Origin of the sequence: Photobacterium japonica (assembly GCF_050337005.1) — a bacterium.
GTDB lineage: Bacteria > Pseudomonadota > Gammaproteobacteria > Enterobacterales > Vibrionaceae > Photobacterium > Photobacterium japonica.
This window is the reverse complement of record NZ_JAKJSN010000031.1, coordinates 41,886-58,581: the sequence shown is the minus strand read 5'-3', so window position 1 is coordinate 58,581 and position 16,696 is coordinate 41,886. Positions and strand designations below refer to the sequence as shown.

12 protein-coding genes are annotated in these 16,696 nt (G+C 51.2%); 4 read left to right on the top strand and 8 right to left on the bottom strand.

Annotation, left to right across the window (positions count from 1 at the left end):
• Positions 1–138: 138 nt before the first annotated feature.
• Both L4C36_RS13430 and L4C36_RS13425 read right to left on the bottom strand, forming a co-directional pair.
• Entirely contained in the window at positions 139–1,995 is a 1,857-nt protein-coding gene (locus L4C36_RS13430; protein WP_428478319.1) for a methyl-accepting chemotaxis protein, read from the bottom strand.
• 609 nt (positions 1,996–2,604) lie between these two features.
• Positions 2,605–3,600, bottom strand: coding sequence for a LacI family DNA-binding transcriptional regulator (locus L4C36_RS13425; RefSeq protein WP_428478318.1), 996 nt, complete (start codon positions 3,598–3,600; stop codon positions 2,605–2,607).
• 176 nt (positions 3,601–3,776) lie between these two features.
• Between L4C36_RS13425 and nhaC the strand changes: the two genes are divergently transcribed.
• Positions 3,777–5,219 carry a Na+/H+ antiporter NhaC gene (gene nhaC, locus L4C36_RS13420; protein ID WP_428478317.1) on the top strand — a complete coding sequence of 481 codons (1,443 nt, stop codon included), beginning with the start codon at positions 3,777–3,779 and terminating at the stop codon, positions 5,217–5,219.
• A gap of 136 nt (positions 5,220–5,355) precedes the next feature.
• Positions 5,356–6,525 (top strand): MalY/PatB family protein, encoded by a 1,170-nt coding sequence (locus tag L4C36_RS13415; protein ID WP_428478316.1) that lies wholly within the window; start codon positions 5,356–5,358, stop codon positions 6,523–6,525.
• A 104-nt stretch (positions 6,526–6,629) separates the two neighbouring features.
• Here the strand turns inward: L4C36_RS13415 and L4C36_RS13410 are convergent, their stop codons facing one another.
• The gene (locus L4C36_RS13410; RefSeq protein WP_428478315.1) at positions 6,630–7,028 is read right to left on the bottom strand and encodes a NirD/YgiW/YdeI family stress tolerance protein; all 399 of its coding nucleotides are present in this window, start codon (positions 7,026–7,028) and stop codon (positions 6,630–6,632) included.
• Between the two features lie 331 nt (positions 7,029–7,359).
• Between L4C36_RS13410 and L4C36_RS13405 the strand changes: the two genes are divergently transcribed.
• On the top strand, positions 7,360–7,848 hold the full coding sequence (locus L4C36_RS13405) for a hypothetical protein (RefSeq protein ID WP_428478314.1): 489 nt from the start codon (positions 7,360–7,362) through the stop codon (positions 7,846–7,848).
• A gap of 255 nt (positions 7,849–8,103) precedes the next feature.
• Positions 8,104–8,616, top strand: a complete 513-nt coding sequence (locus tag L4C36_RS13400) for a glycine cleavage system transcriptional repressor (protein WP_428478313.1) — start codon at positions 8,104–8,106, stop codon at positions 8,614–8,616.
• A gap of 147 nt (positions 8,617–8,763) precedes the next feature.
• On the opposite strand, the gene lpxM is transcribed toward L4C36_RS13400, so the two are convergent.
• The 5 genes from lpxM to L4C36_RS13375 all read right to left on the bottom strand — a co-directional run bounded on the left by lpxM (position 8,764) and on the right by L4C36_RS13375 (position 16,695).
• A complete protein-coding gene (lpxM, locus tag L4C36_RS13395) occupies positions 8,764–9,702 on the bottom strand; it encodes a lauroyl-Kdo(2)-lipid IV(A) myristoyltransferase (protein ID WP_428478312.1) in 939 nt (312 codons plus the stop codon).
• A 289-nt stretch (positions 9,703–9,991) separates the two neighbouring features.
• Positions 9,992–10,552 carry a cupredoxin domain-containing protein gene (locus L4C36_RS13390; RefSeq protein ID WP_428478311.1) on the bottom strand — a complete coding sequence of 187 codons (561 nt, stop codon included), beginning with the start codon at positions 10,550–10,552 and terminating at the stop codon, positions 9,992–9,994.
• A gap of 79 nt (positions 10,553–10,631) precedes the next feature.
• Positions 10,632–13,772 (bottom strand): efflux RND transporter permease subunit, encoded by a 3,141-nt coding sequence (locus L4C36_RS13385; protein WP_428478310.1) that lies wholly within the window; start codon positions 13,770–13,772, stop codon positions 10,632–10,634.
• A complete protein-coding gene (locus L4C36_RS13380; protein WP_428478309.1) occupies positions 13,769–15,373 on the bottom strand; it encodes an efflux RND transporter periplasmic adaptor subunit in 1,605 nt (534 codons plus the stop codon). Before L4C36_RS13380 ends, L4C36_RS13385 begins: the two co-directional genes overlap by 4 nt.
• Positions 15,374–15,381: 8 nt before the next feature.
• Positions 15,382–16,695 carry a TolC family protein gene (locus tag L4C36_RS13375; protein WP_428478308.1) on the bottom strand — a complete coding sequence of 438 codons (1,314 nt, stop codon included), beginning with the start codon at positions 16,693–16,695 and terminating at the stop codon, positions 15,382–15,384.
• Position 16,696: the final 1 nt, after the last annotated feature.

Sequence of the window (16,696 nt, the reverse complement as noted above, 5' to 3'; positions counted from 1 at the left end):
GTTAACCGTCGGCAGTGAATAAAAAGACAAGCGGTAGAGGCTACCGCTTGTCTTTTTTTGTCTCTTTTTTTGTCACGTTGTTGTTTCTGAGCCGTCTCTGTGTGACTGCTTCACAAGCGTCGCCAGATCTTTTAAGGCTTAGATCTTAAAGTACGCCATCTCATTTTTGATCGCGCCGATACGTTCAGAGATCTCCACATTCACATCACTGATCTTAACCGCGTTCTCTAAGCTGACTTGCACCGTGTGATTGATGTTCTCAACGCGGTGGGAAATGTCAGCGGTGACAGAGGATTGCTCTTCCGACGCGGTGGCGACCAGGGCGTTAATGTCATTCATGGTTTCCACTTTCGCCATGATGTTTTGGAACGCTTGTGAGATCTCTTGCGACATGCGGTAAGACTCTTCCACTAGGCTGGCATTGTTGAGCATGAATTCATCGGCTTTCTTCGATTGTTCTTGCAGCTCATTAATGATCCCTTGAATGTCGACCGTTGACTGCTGGGTTTTTGCCGCCAGCGAGCGAACTTCATCGGCCACCACGGCAAAACCACGGCCTTGCTCACCGGCACGGGCGGCTTCAATCGCGGCATTCAGTGCCAGCAGGTTCGTTTGCTCAGAAATGGAGTTGATCACATCCACCACAGAGCTGATCTTGTCGCTGTACTGACGCAGATCGCTAACGATCATGGCAGATTCTTTGATGGAGTCGTTCACCTGTACCGAAATAGATTCCGCGCGTACCATAGTTTCAGATCCGATAGAGACCACATTCATCACTTCCGTGGCTTGAGTATCAGCCATGGCCGCATTGTGCGCGACATCTGTCGCGGTCGTCGACAGTTCGGTAATGGCCGCGGCGACTTGTTCGACTTCTGCAAATTCGTTTTGAGCGTTCGCTTTGTTGTCTTCAATGATGGTTTCAATGTGTGACTGATTCACCAACAAAGACTCAGTGACCGAATGCGTGGTGTGCGACAGGGACTGAATACGGCTTTGCATGTTGCGCAGCGATTCTGACACCAATCCTGACGACGCAAACTGTACCGCTGCAATGTTGCCGTCAGCAAAGTGTTCAATTTTACGCGCCAAGTCTTCCGGCTCATCACCTAAGTTGGTATCGATCTCTTTTTTGACGATGTAAAACACCACCAGTGCCAAGATCAGCCCGACAGCCAGCAAGATGAAGACAAACATCATTAGCATGGTATTGCGGTTGGCAATGGTTTCTTCTTGCTGGGTGAAGGAAAACACGTCGTACTGACCGTTATAGTCTTGTTTAGACACGGTGTAGTAAACCCCTTCGCTGTCTTGGTAAAGCAAAGGCGTGGCGCTGGCTTGTTTGAAATTCGGGCGCACAGTGTAAATGTTTTGACCTTTCCAGTGTGCGGTTTGATCATGCACAAACAGTACATGGCCGTCTTTGCTGGTAATGGTGAATTCCATATTCGTGCGGGCTAAGTCGGCACTGATGTCGACATCAATGCTCAATACGCCTACGATTTTTTGGTTACGATCTCGAACAGGGGAGGCCACACTGATGATGGTTTCACCGGTGGAGCTGGAATACGGGGAGGAGATCACGTTGCGGCCTTGCATCGGCACAACAAACCATTCGCGTTGCAGGGCTTTGGCATTGAAGTTGGGCATCACGCCGCTCAGTTCCGCCGAATAGGTGAAGGTTTCACCGCTTGGCTTACTGAAATACACGCCCATGAAGCGGCCGTTTGAATCGCGGACGACATTTTCCATAATGGCGAGGGTTTGGTCGTCAAAGTCGTAATCAGCAAAGCTGTTAGACAGGGCAGTCACGCTAGTTTCGGCACTGAGCAGGGTGTTTTCCAGTGCAACCAGCAAGGTGTTGGTGACCGCGTTGTTTTCTTTTAATACGTTGACATCTTTCCACGCATCCAGATAGCGATAACTCACCATACAGCTGAGTGAAATTAATACCGCTAACGTCAGTACAAAAGATAAGGTGATTTTTTTAAGCACGTTCCTCTCCCTGAGGCTAAACATGACGTTGTGGCGGTGTGGCCACGAACCATCAATACTTATAACGACGGCATTGAAGGGTTAAAAATGTTACTACGTGTTAATTAAGTGAAAATAAAAAATATTATTTTCAAATCAAACGTAAAACGTCCCGCTTTATATCCACCGTTCTTTGTCCAGAGGTATATTCAATCGGGATAATAACAGTTCAACGAAATAGTCTATGGGTGTGACTTTCAGGGGGGAAGATACCACGGCCTCACTAATCGGACTCACCGTAGCATGCTGTAACTGTGCGGTCTGCCGCCTTTTTTTGCCTCTCTTTGGGTTGTTTTTGTCTCAATGTGTTTTGTTTTGGTTGTTTTTTCTCGAGAGGGTACAAAAATCATGTGTCAAATACCGATGTAATGAACCGCAATAGCGCGACAGTCACAGAATAACAAGACAGTGAAAATATAAATAAGCGCATTTCCCATTATATAAATCACGCCTTTCAATAATGAGGTGAATGAATAATCAGTCGCAAGAAAAAGCGCCGTGTTATATCCCCCTTTACGGTGTGCATAGATATAAAGGGGGACTGAACGTTATTCTCGTGTACAACATGTATTATGCGGGCTGTGGCGCCATGGCTGAATCACGTTTGATCAATAGGGGGTGAAAGATGCGAGACAGCGGACTGTCGGTGCCTTCCAGTGATAAACGGGCGGCATTGATCGCCATGCTTTCAATCGGGCTGCGAATGGTCGTCAGCTTCGGACTGAAATAGCACTGCGGCAATACATCATCAAAGCCGACAATAGACAGTTGTTCTGGGATCGCCACGCCGTGCTCTTTGAATACTTGCATCGCAGCGGCGGCATAGAAATCATTGAACGCCACCATCGCCGTCACCGGCAACCCTTTGTTGAGCAGGTTAGTGGCCGCTAATGCCCCGCCAGGCTCACCGAAAGGCACTTCTTCAATCCAGTCAGGATTCACATCAATACCGGCTTCTTCTAGGGCGCGGCGATAGCCATCAAAACGATCGAATTTATCATCCACTTCCATTTCACACGATAAATACGCAATGCGTGTATGGCCCAGTTCAATCAAATGCTGGGTCGCTTTGTAGGTGCCTTCACTGTTATCCAGCCACACACATTGTGATGCGATGGCGGGTACATGACGGTTGACCACGATGAAACCGGGTAGCTGTTCCGCATGGCGGATCAACGCATCGTCACTCATCGCTTTACTGTGGATCACGATATTACGGCAGCCTTTGTTCAGCATGAACTGAATCGCCTCTTCTTCGCACGTGGCATCGTAGTCACCGCTGGCGACAATGACTTTGCGCTGGTGTTTACGGGCGATTTTTTCCACCCCTTGGGTCAGCAAGCCATAAAAGGGGGAGTTAAAGCGGCTGACGATTAAGCCGAGGGTATCGTGACCCTGGTTGATCGTCAGGCGACGGTTCCCTTTGACCTGATAGCCCATCTGTTGCATGACCGCTTCCACTTTGGCAATGGTGTCAGGCATGACATTGGGTGATTGGTTGATCACGCGGGAAACAGTGGCGGTCGAGACGCCTGCGGCTTTGGCTACATCATTAATCGTGGTCATGTGTGTGCAAGATCTCATTTTTAAATCATGTAATTTACATCTGATAATATTGTTTTTTATTGGTGAATTCCATCACAGAACTCTCGTTTCTGACACATTATTCTGCAGGCATTGAGTTAAACCGGTTTTGTTTCAAAATTTCTCTGTACCATCATACTGTTTCGGATGTAAATTACATGAATAATAAAACAATAACGACACCGCCAGCAGGATTAGCCTTGCTCCCTATCATTGCTATGTTGGGATTTTTAGTGATTGGCTACGGCATGTACGGCCTGCCAATCGAAAGTTTATTGCTGGCGTCTGCGGTTGTTGCGGCAGGCGTGGCGTGGAAACTGGGTTACGGTTGGGATGATATTCAATCGGCCATCATCGATCGTTTGGCGAAAGCCTTGCCTGCGGTATTCATTTTGGTGCTGGTGGGCGGTTTGATCGGTAGCTGGATGGTCGGCGGTACGATTCCGATGTTGGTATTTTACGGCCTGAAAATTATCAGCCCTGAATACCTGATCCTGACAGCATTTTTAGTGACCTGTTTAGTGTCACTGTGTACGGGTACCTCTTGGGGGTCTGCCGGTACGGTCGGTGTCGCACTGATGGGCGTCGCAACCGGTATGGATGCGAACTTGGCGGCGGTGGCCGGTGCGGTCGTATCTGGCGCGTATTTTGGTGACAAGATCTCCCCCCTTTCAGACAGTACCAACTTTGCCCCTGTCGTGGCGGGTACCGATTTGTACTCGCACATTCAGCACATGCTGTGGACAACGATTCCCGCGTTTTTGTTGACGAGTGTGGTGTTCTTCTTTGCCGGTAACAGCGATGTGAGTGCGGACACCCCTGAAAAAGTGTTGGCGATTCTGGCGAACATTGAGCAGTTGTTCACACTGAATATCTTCTTATTGCTGCCGCCTGCGCTGATCTTGTGGGGCGCAATCCGCAAGTTGCCAACGATCCCATTGATGCTGGCTGCCATTGCTATCGGCGTGGCAAACGGTGTGATCTTCCAAGGTTTCAGCTTGGTGACGGCGCTGAATGCGATGCTGAGCGGCTTTAAAGTGAGCATGTTTGCGGATGCGGGCCTTGGGGATGTGGCATTGGTCTCTGATGTGGTGACATTGGTGAACCGTGGCGGTATGACATCCATGATGGGTGTGGTGCTGTTGGTGTTCTGTGCCTTCTCTTTTGCCGGGACGTTAGCACTGACGGGCGGCCTGAATGTGTTGGTGAACACGATGGCGAAAGGCATTAAAGGCACTGCGAGCCTGATTGGCGCGACCATTGTGACCACCATTACTGTGGTATGTACCACCTCTGACGGTAAGTTAGCCCTGTTGATCCCTTCTGAATTGTTCCGTGACACGTACAAGAAAATGCAGCTGGATGCGAAGAACCTGTCTCGTACCATTGAAGATGCCGGTACGGTGATTGAGCCGCTGGTGCCTTGGACCAATGCCGGTGTGTTTATGGCGGCGACACTGGGTGTATCAACGTTAGATTACTTGCCTTGGGCGATTCAAAACTACTCTGCGATTTTCTTTGCCATGATTTGGGCGGTGACAGGGGTGGGTATCGCGAAGGCTGTGAAAGACGTGCGTCAGGGTGAACCGGCGACGGCGTAACACATTGGCGGCATAAAAGAACGACGACGTGAAGCCACAACGGCGTCATGTAGAAGAAAAAATATCATCATCATTTGAAGAGAAAACACAGGCAGCGTTGAGAGGGTCAGCGCTTCCTGCTTTATACGAGGTTTATATGGCGCACGAATTGGATACAGTGATCAACCGTTACGGTACGGACTGCTTGAAGTGGGATTACATGGAAAAGTGGCTGGGTGTGCCGGAAGGTGAGGCATTGCCAAGTTGGGTGTCTGACTGGGATTTTAAAGCGCCCGATTTTATTACAGAACCACTGAAAGCACGCCTTGAGCACGGTATTTTTGGTTACTCTGAGCGTGGCGACGAGTATTTCAATTCGGTGATTGATTGGTGGCAAGAACGCCATCAGGTCACATTGAAAAAAGAATGGTTCCACACCACGCCGGGCAGCCTGCCTGCGATTGCGATGCTGGTGGAGCGTTGGAGTCAGGTGGGGGATAAGGTGTTGGTACTGAGCCCTGTGTACCATGCCTTCTACCGTACCATCACGAACACGCAGCGTACCGTGGCAGAATCGGCGCTGATCAATGACAACGGATATTACACCATTAACTTTGATGATCTTGAGCAGCAGTTCAAAGACGGCGTGAAGATCATGATGTTCTGTAACCCGCACAATCCGGGTGGTCGCGTGTGGACTGAAGAGGAAGTGACACGCGTGTGCCAGTTGTGTCACCAGTACGGCGTGTACTTGATCTCCGATGAGATCTGGGCGGACATCGTGTTCCGTGGTCACACCTTCTTTAGTTGCCTGCGCGTTGACCCAACGTACTTTGACAAGCTGGCAGTGTGTATTGCTGGTACCAAGTCATTTGGTCTGCCATCGATGCGTCTGACCAACACCATGATCCCGAATGAGAAAGAAGCAGAGGCATTAAAGTCTAAGCTGCTGGCCTACGGGATTGACGTCTACAGTGCGTTCAGTATTTTGGCGAACCAAGCGGCGTACCGTCATGGTAAAGACTGGCTGGATGATACCTTGGTGTATCTGGAAGCCAATAACCAGCGTTTGGCGGACTTTGTCGGTAACGAATTGACGCAAGTGACGTACCGTTTACAGGAATCGACCTATCTGGCGTGGCTCGATTGCCGCGGCATGGGCATGGACGATGAAGAGCTGGAGCAGCGTTTGCACAAAGCCGGTGTTATTCCGACCATGGGATACGGGTTTGGTGACGATGGCCGCGGTTTCATCCGTTTGAACCTGGGTTGCCCAGCCTCGATTTTGGAAGAGAAAATTCAGCGTTTGCGTACCGTGCTAAAATAATCGCATTCAGAGGCACGCTGACACATTCTGATACGAGAAAGCCCTCATCATGAGGGCTTTTTTCTGACCCGCATGGGGGCCACTGCATTAATCCAGCGCGTGAATTACTTTAGGATCTTGATGCTGTCGACATCCACTGCATTGGCAGAGCTGTCTTTCTCAATCTCGCCGCGAATTTCCACTTTGTGATTGGGATTGATGGTTTGACCGTTCCATTCATCGTCATCAATTTTGATCGGCATTTTGCCGGTATCATCGGCAAACATGTAACGTTCTTTGCCTAATGACAGGGTGACGTGGCCAATCAGCGTGACCTCGGTGCCGTCGGTTAACCATGCTGCATTTTGTACGTCTGCCACGGTATTGAGGTTGTCACTGGCACTCGGACCTTGGAAACCGCCTGCCGCATGAGCAGTACCCGCGCAAAGCAGGAGTGTGGCCAGTGCCAGATAATGAGGACGAATGCTCGAACGAAGAGCGAATTTGCGTGTCGGTGTGTGCACAATACATCTCCTTGGTGTTAAAGTGGCGCGACAGGAAGTCCCCCATCCGGTTTAGAGAGTCGAATGACGAAAATCGCGGGGGAGTACCTTTGTCGGGTAATGCCGGACGAGGGTGCCATAATGCTGCTTTTCACTGTAGTGCATATCATCATGAAATACCATTGGCCGGGATCACTCGCTCTTCTTATGAACAGTTATGTGCGAATAAGTTCCAAATCTTGAACTCGGTCACTCTATTTGAATGAAAAGTTGATAAAACGCATAGTTCTGCGATGTCTGAGTGCATAATGTCTCGGTATTCCGTTCCATAGAAGTGTTAAGGTTACTAAATATGTCTGATGTACCCGTATCTGTTACAAATGTGGCCGACGTGGTTCAGCCTGTGGCTGAGTCTTCTGGCTCTATCTGGGGCTACGTAGCAGGTGGTGTTGCTTTGTTGATTCTGGCCGGTTATTTCGGTTACAAGAAACTCAACAAACCAGCCTTTATCATCAATCAGGTACGTAAACGTAATCTGAAAGAGATTAAAAAGCTGGGTATGGAGAATTCTGATTTTGTCGTTGATTTGGATCGCTTGCTAGACTCTGTCCTGACGTATGCAAACGAAAACGGCAAAACCGGGGGTGATGTGGTGAAGATCATCAGCCCATTGAACGATGCAGCACGTATTAAGACTGCGCGTGATATGTACCAATCCATGATTTACATTGCCAACGAAATTCACGATGCCTCACTCGCGCGTGAATTTAAGAACAAAGCCAAGCAAGTGAAAGCGAGTTCGCCATTGATGGCGGGCCTGCTAAAGCGCGCTGGGATCTAATCACGGTGGGGTGTTCGCCTTGGGGCTGACACGCGACGGTGAAAAACCATGAATAAGCCACGTCGAAAGACGTGGCTTTTTTTATGGTTTTATTTCGCAGGGCGATAAAAGGGAAATGTGTGATGCCACAAGGGAAAGCGTGGTTTTTGTCACCCCAGAGGAGAGCTTTATCACGGCAGTGGTCGGCTGGACTTGCTAGGCTGGATATAGGCAGTAACGATTTTTCTACTGGCTTTTATTGAAAGGGGGACGCGTATGAACACTCAACTCACCATCACCCTCGCGGGCGACGATCACCCGCAATTGATCAATGTACTGGCAGCCAAAACCCATGCCTTGGGCGGGAAGTGGTTAATCAGCAAAATTAACCGGTTGGATAACCAAGTGGTCGGGATCATCAAAATCGATATTCCCACCACCGCGGTCAGTGAGCTCAAACAAGTTTTTATGGCCCAACCCAGTCTTGATGTTCGTGTTCTTGACACGCCCTCACTGGTCGAGGCCATTCCTACCCATCCCGTTACACTCAAAATCAAGGCCAATGATCGCTCGGGGTTGGTGCATGACCTGAGTCGAATTCTCGATGAGATCGGGATTGGCATCGTGAAGATTGAAAACCACCGTATTGGCGTGCTTGATGTGGGCAAGGCATTGTTCTTTGCGGAATTGCAGATCAATGTGCCGGAAGACATCGACCTTGATCAGTTGCTTGATGCCTTGCAGCAAGTGGATGAAGGCATGGTGGTGAAAGTGCTGGAACCGGCATAGCCAACGGCCTAGTCAATGGCGTGATCACGTAACGATACAGAGACATTGATGAAAAAGGGATGAAAAAATAGATGAATAAAAAGGCCTGCACAGATGCAGGCCTTTCTTTTGGAACGCGTTGATTCGGCGCTTATTCGTCGTTCGTGCTTAGTAGCGCTTAGTGCCATCAGGCTGGGTGCGTAATACGCTTAAAATCCACATGTACTGCTCTGGTTGCGCGCGGATCATCGATTCCAGCGTCTGGTTCATGTAGCACGCATCAGCGTACTCGTCGCCGGACGGGAAGTGGGTCAGCGGTGCGCGAATGTCCATTTCAAAGCGGCCAGTATCGAGATTGTAAGACGGGTACACCGGTAAGATCGCGGCATTAGACAGTTTGGCCAGTTTGCCGACGCCTTTGACAGTGGCTTTGTCGTTGCCAAAGAAAGGGGCAAACACACTCTGCTGAATACTGTGTTCTTCGTCAGGCAGGTAATAGGCGAGGTAACCGTCTTTGATGGAACGCAGGTACGGTTTGATCCCTTGGCTGCGTTGGTAAATACGGCCACCAAACTGTTTGCGCTGTACGTTCATCAGCCAGTCCACAATGGGGTTGGATTGCGGCTTGATCATGGCCACCATCGGCATGTCATTGGCGGCAAAATACAACGCCGAGAAGTCAATCGCCCAGTTGTGTGGCACCAGCATGATGATGTTCTTGTTGTCAGCTTGCAGGGCTTCTAAGTGGTGTGCGCCATGAATATCATGGCTGTCGAGTACGAAGCGGCGCCCTTTAATGAACGGTTGAGCAAACCCCAACAGGACACAGCCTGCCACGGTAAACGTACGAACCAGTAAATCTTCCTGCTGCTGCACCGTTAATTCCGGGAAGCACAATTCGATATTTTTCAATGCACGTCGTTTGGCGCCACGCTTGCGGGTCAGAATAAATTTGGCCGCTTGGTGTGAAATACCACGGCGGACACGGTGTGGCAGAAGGGCCAGTAAAACGATGAGGGGCATCGCAAGCCAGATCAGCCAGTGTTTAGGGTGCAAAAAAGACAAAGAAAAGGTGGGGTTGTACTGATTAGCAGTGGTGTCGCTCATGAATAGTATCCGGTATAGGCGAGGGCTGAATCTCGACGTGCTGATATCGAAATAGGGAGATTCAGGTCTGGCCTTATTCCTGTTGTCGATGTAAGAGGGGGTGTTCAGCTTGAATACAGGATTGTAGGTGGAATGGTTAAGGATGCAACGGCTTAATAACTGGCATGAAATAACTGTGATCTGGATCGCCAAATGGCGGTAGGTGAGGGGGTTATGGGTGATCACCGACCAAAGCGAGCCGGTGATCGCGGTGTTACGTTGTTATGAACGTGTTACGTGACGGCCGCCATTAGCGTAACACGGTATTGCGTTTCATCCCGGCTTTCGCGTGCCCGTTTTCATGACAGGTAAATTCGACAAATTTGTCGCCCATGAAATGCCAGCCCATTTCTGCGGACTCCCCCGGGGGGAGGGTTATTGTCGTGTCGTTATTGTGGTGTACCATTTTCATGTTCGCCATCATCTTGCGATGCGCTTGCTGCTCGTTGACACTGCCAATAGAAAACGAATGGGGTTCTTTACCGGTGTTGGTGATGACAAAACGCACCACATCCCCTTGTTGAATAGACAACGCGGGCGAAAATTGCATGCGCATGTCGTCACTCAGGGTCACTTGATAGGTGTGTTTGGCTTGTGCTGTGGGAGCCGGCATGCCGACTGTGGATGCCATTTCACCATGGCCCATTTGGCTGTGATCCATTTGGGCGTGGTCCATTTTTTTCGCGCTCATGGCATGGTGATCATGGTTTTCCATTGCGCTGGCGGAGCTGCTCAGCAGTACGTATGCGAAGGGCAGTAATGCGGTGAGGCATGGCTTGATGAACGTCGGTTTGGTTAGGTGCATTATCATTTCTCTTCCTTTAGTGAGTCGGAACGGCGGTGCGTTCCGACTGCTGGTGATGGTGAATAGGGACTATTGTGACGCCGTCTTACTCGATGGTCTTGTTATGAAGCCGGTGACTGCGACTCTTCCAGAGTTTGAACACGGCAGGCAATACGACCAGCGTTAACAGCAAGGCCGATGACATGCCGCCGATCATTGGGGCGGCAATGCGCTGCATGACTTCTGAACCGGTCCCGGCCCCAAACATGATGGGGATCAGGCCAATGATGACGGTGGCAACGGTCATCATGATGGGTCTGACCCTGAGCCCGGCGCCTTCTTGGATCGCGTGGTTCAGGTGCGACGCCGTCAGTGGGGTATTGGCCTGTGCGGCATCTTGCTGGTGGAACGCCCACGCCTGATTGAGGTAGACCAGCATGATCACCCCAATTTCCACGGCGACCCCCGCCAAGGCGATGAAACCGACGCCGACGGCAATGGAGAAGTTGTACCCGAGGATTTCCATTAGCCAGACTCCGCCGACCATGGCGAGGGGCAAGGTGCCCATGATGATCATGACTTCACCGACACGGCGGAAGCTCATGTACAGTAACATCATGATGATCGCGATAGTCGCTGGGACAACGACACTCAAGCGGGCTTTGGCGCGCTCCATGTATTCGTATTGACCAGACCAGACCAACGAGTAGCCCGCGGGCAGGGCCAATTGTTCAGCCACGGTTTGCTGGGCGTCTTGTACATAAGAGCCTAAATCACGATCTTCAATATCGATAAAGACCCACCCGTTAGGACGGGCGTTTTCGGTTTTTATCATCGGCGGGCCGTCTTCGAATCGAATATCGGCCACATCGGCCAAGGCGATACGGGCACCGTTAGGCGTGATCAGTGGCAGATTTTTCAGTGCGTCCAAAGAATCGCGGTAGCGTTGTGGATAGCGGACATTGATGGGGTAGCGTTCTAACCCTTCTACTGACTCACCCACATTCATGCCGCCCACCGCAGTGCTGATCACCTGTTGGATGTCGCGAATGTTGAGGCCATAACGGGCGGCTTCTCGGCGTTTAATGTCCATGGTGATATAGCGGCCACCGGCAACGCGCTCGGCATACACAGAGGCGGTGCCTCTGACATCCTTCAATACCGTTTCTAGCTGAGTACCGATGTGCTCAATCTGCTTGAGATCCGGCCCAGCGATTTTGACCCCGATGGGCGTTTTGATCCCCGTGGCTAACATGTCGATACGGGTTTTGATCGGCATGACCCATGCGTTGGTTAATCCCGGGAATTGGATCAGATTATCCAGTTCACGGCGCAGGCTTTCGGGGGTTACGCCTTCGCGCCATTGGTCTTTGGGCTTGAGCTGGATAATGGTTTCGATCATGGTCAGTGGCGCAGGATCGGTGGCGGTGTCGGCACGCCCAATTTTGCCCCAGACGGTTTTCACCTCCGGAAGGGTTTTGATCAGCTTGTCCGTTTGTTGCAGTAACTCTCTGGCCTTGCCGATAGAAATCCCCGGATAGGTGGTCGGCATGTACATCAAATCCCCTTCATCCAGCGGAGGAATAAACTCACTGCCCATTTTTTGGATCGGGTAATACGCCGATGCCATGAGGGCAATGGCAATGACAATGATCGTCTTGGGAAATTGCAGGCTAAGGGTAAGTAGCGGGCGGTAGAGGGCGGTCACGACACGGTTCACCGGGTTTTTATGTTCCGGTAAAATCTTGCCGCGCACTAAATACCCCATCAAAACAGGCACGAGGGTGATGGCCAAACCGGCTGACGCTGCCATGGCGTAGGTTTTGGTGAAGGCAAGGGGGGAGAACATTTTGCCTTCTTGGCCTTCAAGCGCAAACACAGGCACAAAGCTCAGGGTGATGATGATCAGTGAGAAGAACAGGGGCGTGCCTACCTCCTCGGCCGCCTTGCCGATCACCTGCCAGCGGTTCTCATCGGTTAACGGTGTGCGTTCAATGTGTTTGTGCACGTTCTCTATCATCACAATGGCGCCATCTACCATGGCGCCAATGGCAATCGCGATGCCACCGAGGGACATGATGTTGGCGTTGATCCCCTGCCAGTGCATGATGATAAAAGCGGTGAGAATGCCAATCGGCAGGCTGATCATCACCACCAAGGATGAACGAATATGGAACAAGAACAGTGCGCAGACAATCGCGACAACAAAGAACTCTTCCGCCAATTTTTCATATAAGTTCGTGACGGCACTGTCGATTAAGCCAGAGCGGTCATAAGTGGTGACGATTTTCACCCCATCGGGCAGGCTGCGTTGCAGATCGGCGAGCTTGTCTTTGACGCGACTGATCACCGCTTGGGCATTTTCCCCAAAACGCATCACGACCACGCCGCCGACGGCTTCCCCTTCGCCGTTGAATTCCGAAATACCTCGGCGCATTTGTGGGCCGATATTGATGTCGGCAATGTCACCCAGCAATAACGGGGTGCCGTTGTCGGTGACTTTTAGCGGGAGGCTTTTGAGATCATCAAGGGTCGATATGTAGCCCGTTGCGCGGATCATGTGCTCGGCTTCGGCCATTTCAATGACCGATGCGCCTGCTTCTTGGTTACCGGCCTGAATGGCCATGTTGATCTGTTGCAGCGTGAGATCATAACCGCGTAATTTCGCGGGATCGATCTGAACCTGATATTGCTTGACCATGCCACCCACGGTGGCAATTTCAGAGACGCCACTGACGGTTTGCAGTTCATATTTCAGGAACCAGTCTTGCAGGCTGCGCAGTTCGCTTAAGTCGTGCTGGCCGGTTTTGTCCATCAAAACATAGCTGTAGATCCAGCCCACACCAGTGGCATCCGGTCCAAGCGTTGGTTTCGCGCTCTCAGGCAATTTTGGGGCGACTTGGCTGAGGTACTCCAGCACGCGTGAGCGTGCCCAATACATGTCGGTATCATCATTGAAGATGATGTACACATAGGAATCCCCAAAGAAGGAATAACCCCGTACGGTTTCTGCTCCCGGTACGGCGAGCATTGCCGTGGTTAAGGGGTAGGTGACTTGATCTTCGACCACTTGCGGGGCTTGCCCTGGGTAACTGGTTTTGATGATCACCTGCACATCAGAAAGATCTGGAATGGCGTCAATCGGGGTCTTTTTAACACTGTAGATCCCGGCGGCAATCAAAAAAACGGTGGCCATCAAGACCATGAATCGGTTTTGGATCGACCAGCGAATAATAGCGGTAATCATAATGCACTGACCTTATTTTTTTTATCCACTACGCTGTGATCCATCGTGCTGTGGCCCATTGCAGCATGTCCCATCGCGCTGTGATCCATAGAACCGTGATCGGTACTGTTGTGGCTCATATCACTCTGGCTAATGCTTTCTTTTTCGTCTGGCGCAATGTCGGAGACGGTGTATTGTCCGTCATCGTGTTGGGTGATCAGAAACCGGATGGATTGTCCGCCGATGAGCTGGCTTAGATCGCTGTCATCCGTTACGGTGAAATCCATCGTCATAGCAGGCCAATCCCACTGTGCGATGGCAGGGTGTTCGATGGTGAGCATCTGGTGGTTCAGCATGATGTTTCTTACCCGCCCGCTCACCATGATGGCGTTGGTTGGCAGTGCGTTTTGGTTGATGCGGCTGAAATCAGCACTTTTGCTGGATTCTGCGTCGATCATAAATTGGGCGGAGGTCACGATGGTATCGTTGGCCGCTAAGCCGTGCGTCACCTCGACCATGCCGCCCGCACTGCGACCGATCTCGATACGGGATGAGCGGTATTTGCCGTTGCCTAATGCCAGTACAACACGCGCCATGTTGCCTGAGCGGATAACAGCTTGCTCTGGGACGACAAGGACGGGGTCAGCGCTGCGCGGCGTGAGGATCAGATCCGCTAACATGTTGGGCTTTAAGTCGCCATTGTCATTGTTAAATGTCAGACGGATGCGCTGGGTGCGTGTTTTTGCATCCAGAATGGGGTAGATATAATCCACGTCACCTTGCCAGCTTTTACCGGGTAAAGCATCAATCTGCATCGTGGCAGCGGTACCTGGCGTGATCCAATGGGCTTGGCGTTCAAAGACTTCAACGTCCACCCACACATTTTCAAGCGAACCGCCACTGATCACGGTTTGCTGTGGCGACAAATACCCGCCTTCACGCACATTCAAGGCGGTAATAACCCCTGTCGCTGGGGCTTTAACCGCAATGGTTTGCTGGGTTCTGCCCCGTTTCAGCAGTGCATTGATCTGGGCATTATCGACCCCCAGTGCGCGCAGTCGGTCTTTTGCCCCTTGAACCAGAATGGTTTTGCCAATGCGCTTGGCGTTCAGTAATTCTTCTTGTGCCCGCACTAATTCCGGTGAATAGATCGCGAATAGGACATCGCCTTTTTCGACTTTTTCTCCCACGGTATTGACGTTCAGGGTTTGGATCCAACCACTGACTCGGCTGTTGATCTGCCAGCGTTGGGTGTCATCAAACGCCACGTAACCCACGGTATCAATCTGAGGTTCGAGAGGCTGTCGGCTGACCAGCGTTGTTTTTACCCCGAGGTTATTTTCCACCGCAGGATTAATTGTGACGGTGCCTGCGGCTTCTTGCTTGTTGGGCGTCACATCGTCGGCGTAGACGGGAATGAGATCCATGCCCATCGGGGACTTGCCCGGCTTATCTCGTTGATAATTTGGGTCCATTGGTGCGACCCAATACAGCGGTTCGTGAGTCTTGGCGCCCGCATGTGCAAGCATTGGAGAGGCCGCGTGATCAGGCATGTTGGCGTAGTAACCCAGCGCGCCGCCGACAGCGAGTGCAATAACAGCAACGGTAATCGTCTGTTTCATGGTATCCCTTAATATTTGTTCAGCAGGTAAGCGAGGTTATTGTTGGCCTGATGGAGATCCGCGCCCAAACGGGCTTGTTCGAGTTTTATCGCCAGTTCATCACTGGCAGCCCGAATGTATTCGTCCAATTGGCTGGTGTTGTTTTGATAGCCTCGTTCGACGGCGTGGGTTTTTTCCTGTGCCTGTTTAAGCAAACTTTGCTGATAACGGGAGAGGCGTTGTTGCGTATTGTGGCGATCAATCATTAAGCTGCGGATGTTGGCCTGCATGCTCTTCAATAAAAGATCGCGTTGAGTTTTGGTGGCGCCGACTTGGTGCTGGGCGGCGGAAAGCTTTTTGTCCTGCCTTTTTTCAGTGAACAGCGGGATATCGAGTGTCAGGTAGGCACTGAGCATGTCAGGCGCGGGGGAGCCGTCCATGCGATCCGCTTGGCGGTGGGCATACATGACTTCAACGCCAAATTGGGGCTGATACGCCTCGTTCGCGATATCGATGCCGATCTCGGCACTTCGGATCACGGCATCTGTGGCCATAATGGCCGGGTGTGTGGCCAGCGTGGAATAGAAATCCGTGGGCTCGCTCGCTAAATAGTGATTGAGGGGGAGCCACTGCGGGTAGTCATACACGTTCAGTTGTGCGGCGTGATGACCGACCCATTCAGAAAGTTGGGCTTTCAGGCGATCTTGCATTTGTTGGTTGGCTTGCAGCTGATCATCAATACGGCTGAGTTGTACGTCAGCTTGGATCAGATCCTGGGCTTGATTGGCGCCCACGCCGTAGTTGGTGCCCAGATAGTGTGCCAGTTCCTGAAATAACCGTTGGTTTTGGGTCATGATCTGACGCGCTTGGTTAAGGTAGGCTAATTCAATCCACGCTTGGGTGAGGGTTTTGGTCACATCGAGCTGACGCACCCCGGCTTTTTCATGCAGGCTATCGGCTTGTTGACGACTTTGTTTCTGCATCAGAGACAACGTATCGCCACGGCCAAATTGCTGCATCAACCCCACTGACATGCTGGTCATTGGGTCTTCATCGAAGGAAAACGTATCCACGGGCAGGCCGCCGATACCCACTTTCACTTTCGGATCCATCAGCTGGCTATTCGCCATCCCCAGATCGATGATCGCGTCTGCTTGGTATTGGAGTTGTTGCTGTCCGGCGTCATGCTCAACCGCCCACAAAATGAGCTGTTCAAGGGTCGACGGGGTATTCATCGGGATCACTGCGGCACTTTCTTGCGCGTAAGCAAAAGAAGAAAGTGGCGTCGTCAAGCCAATGATTAATGCCATGCCAAGGGCACGGGAAATCATGCTTTTTTTCATG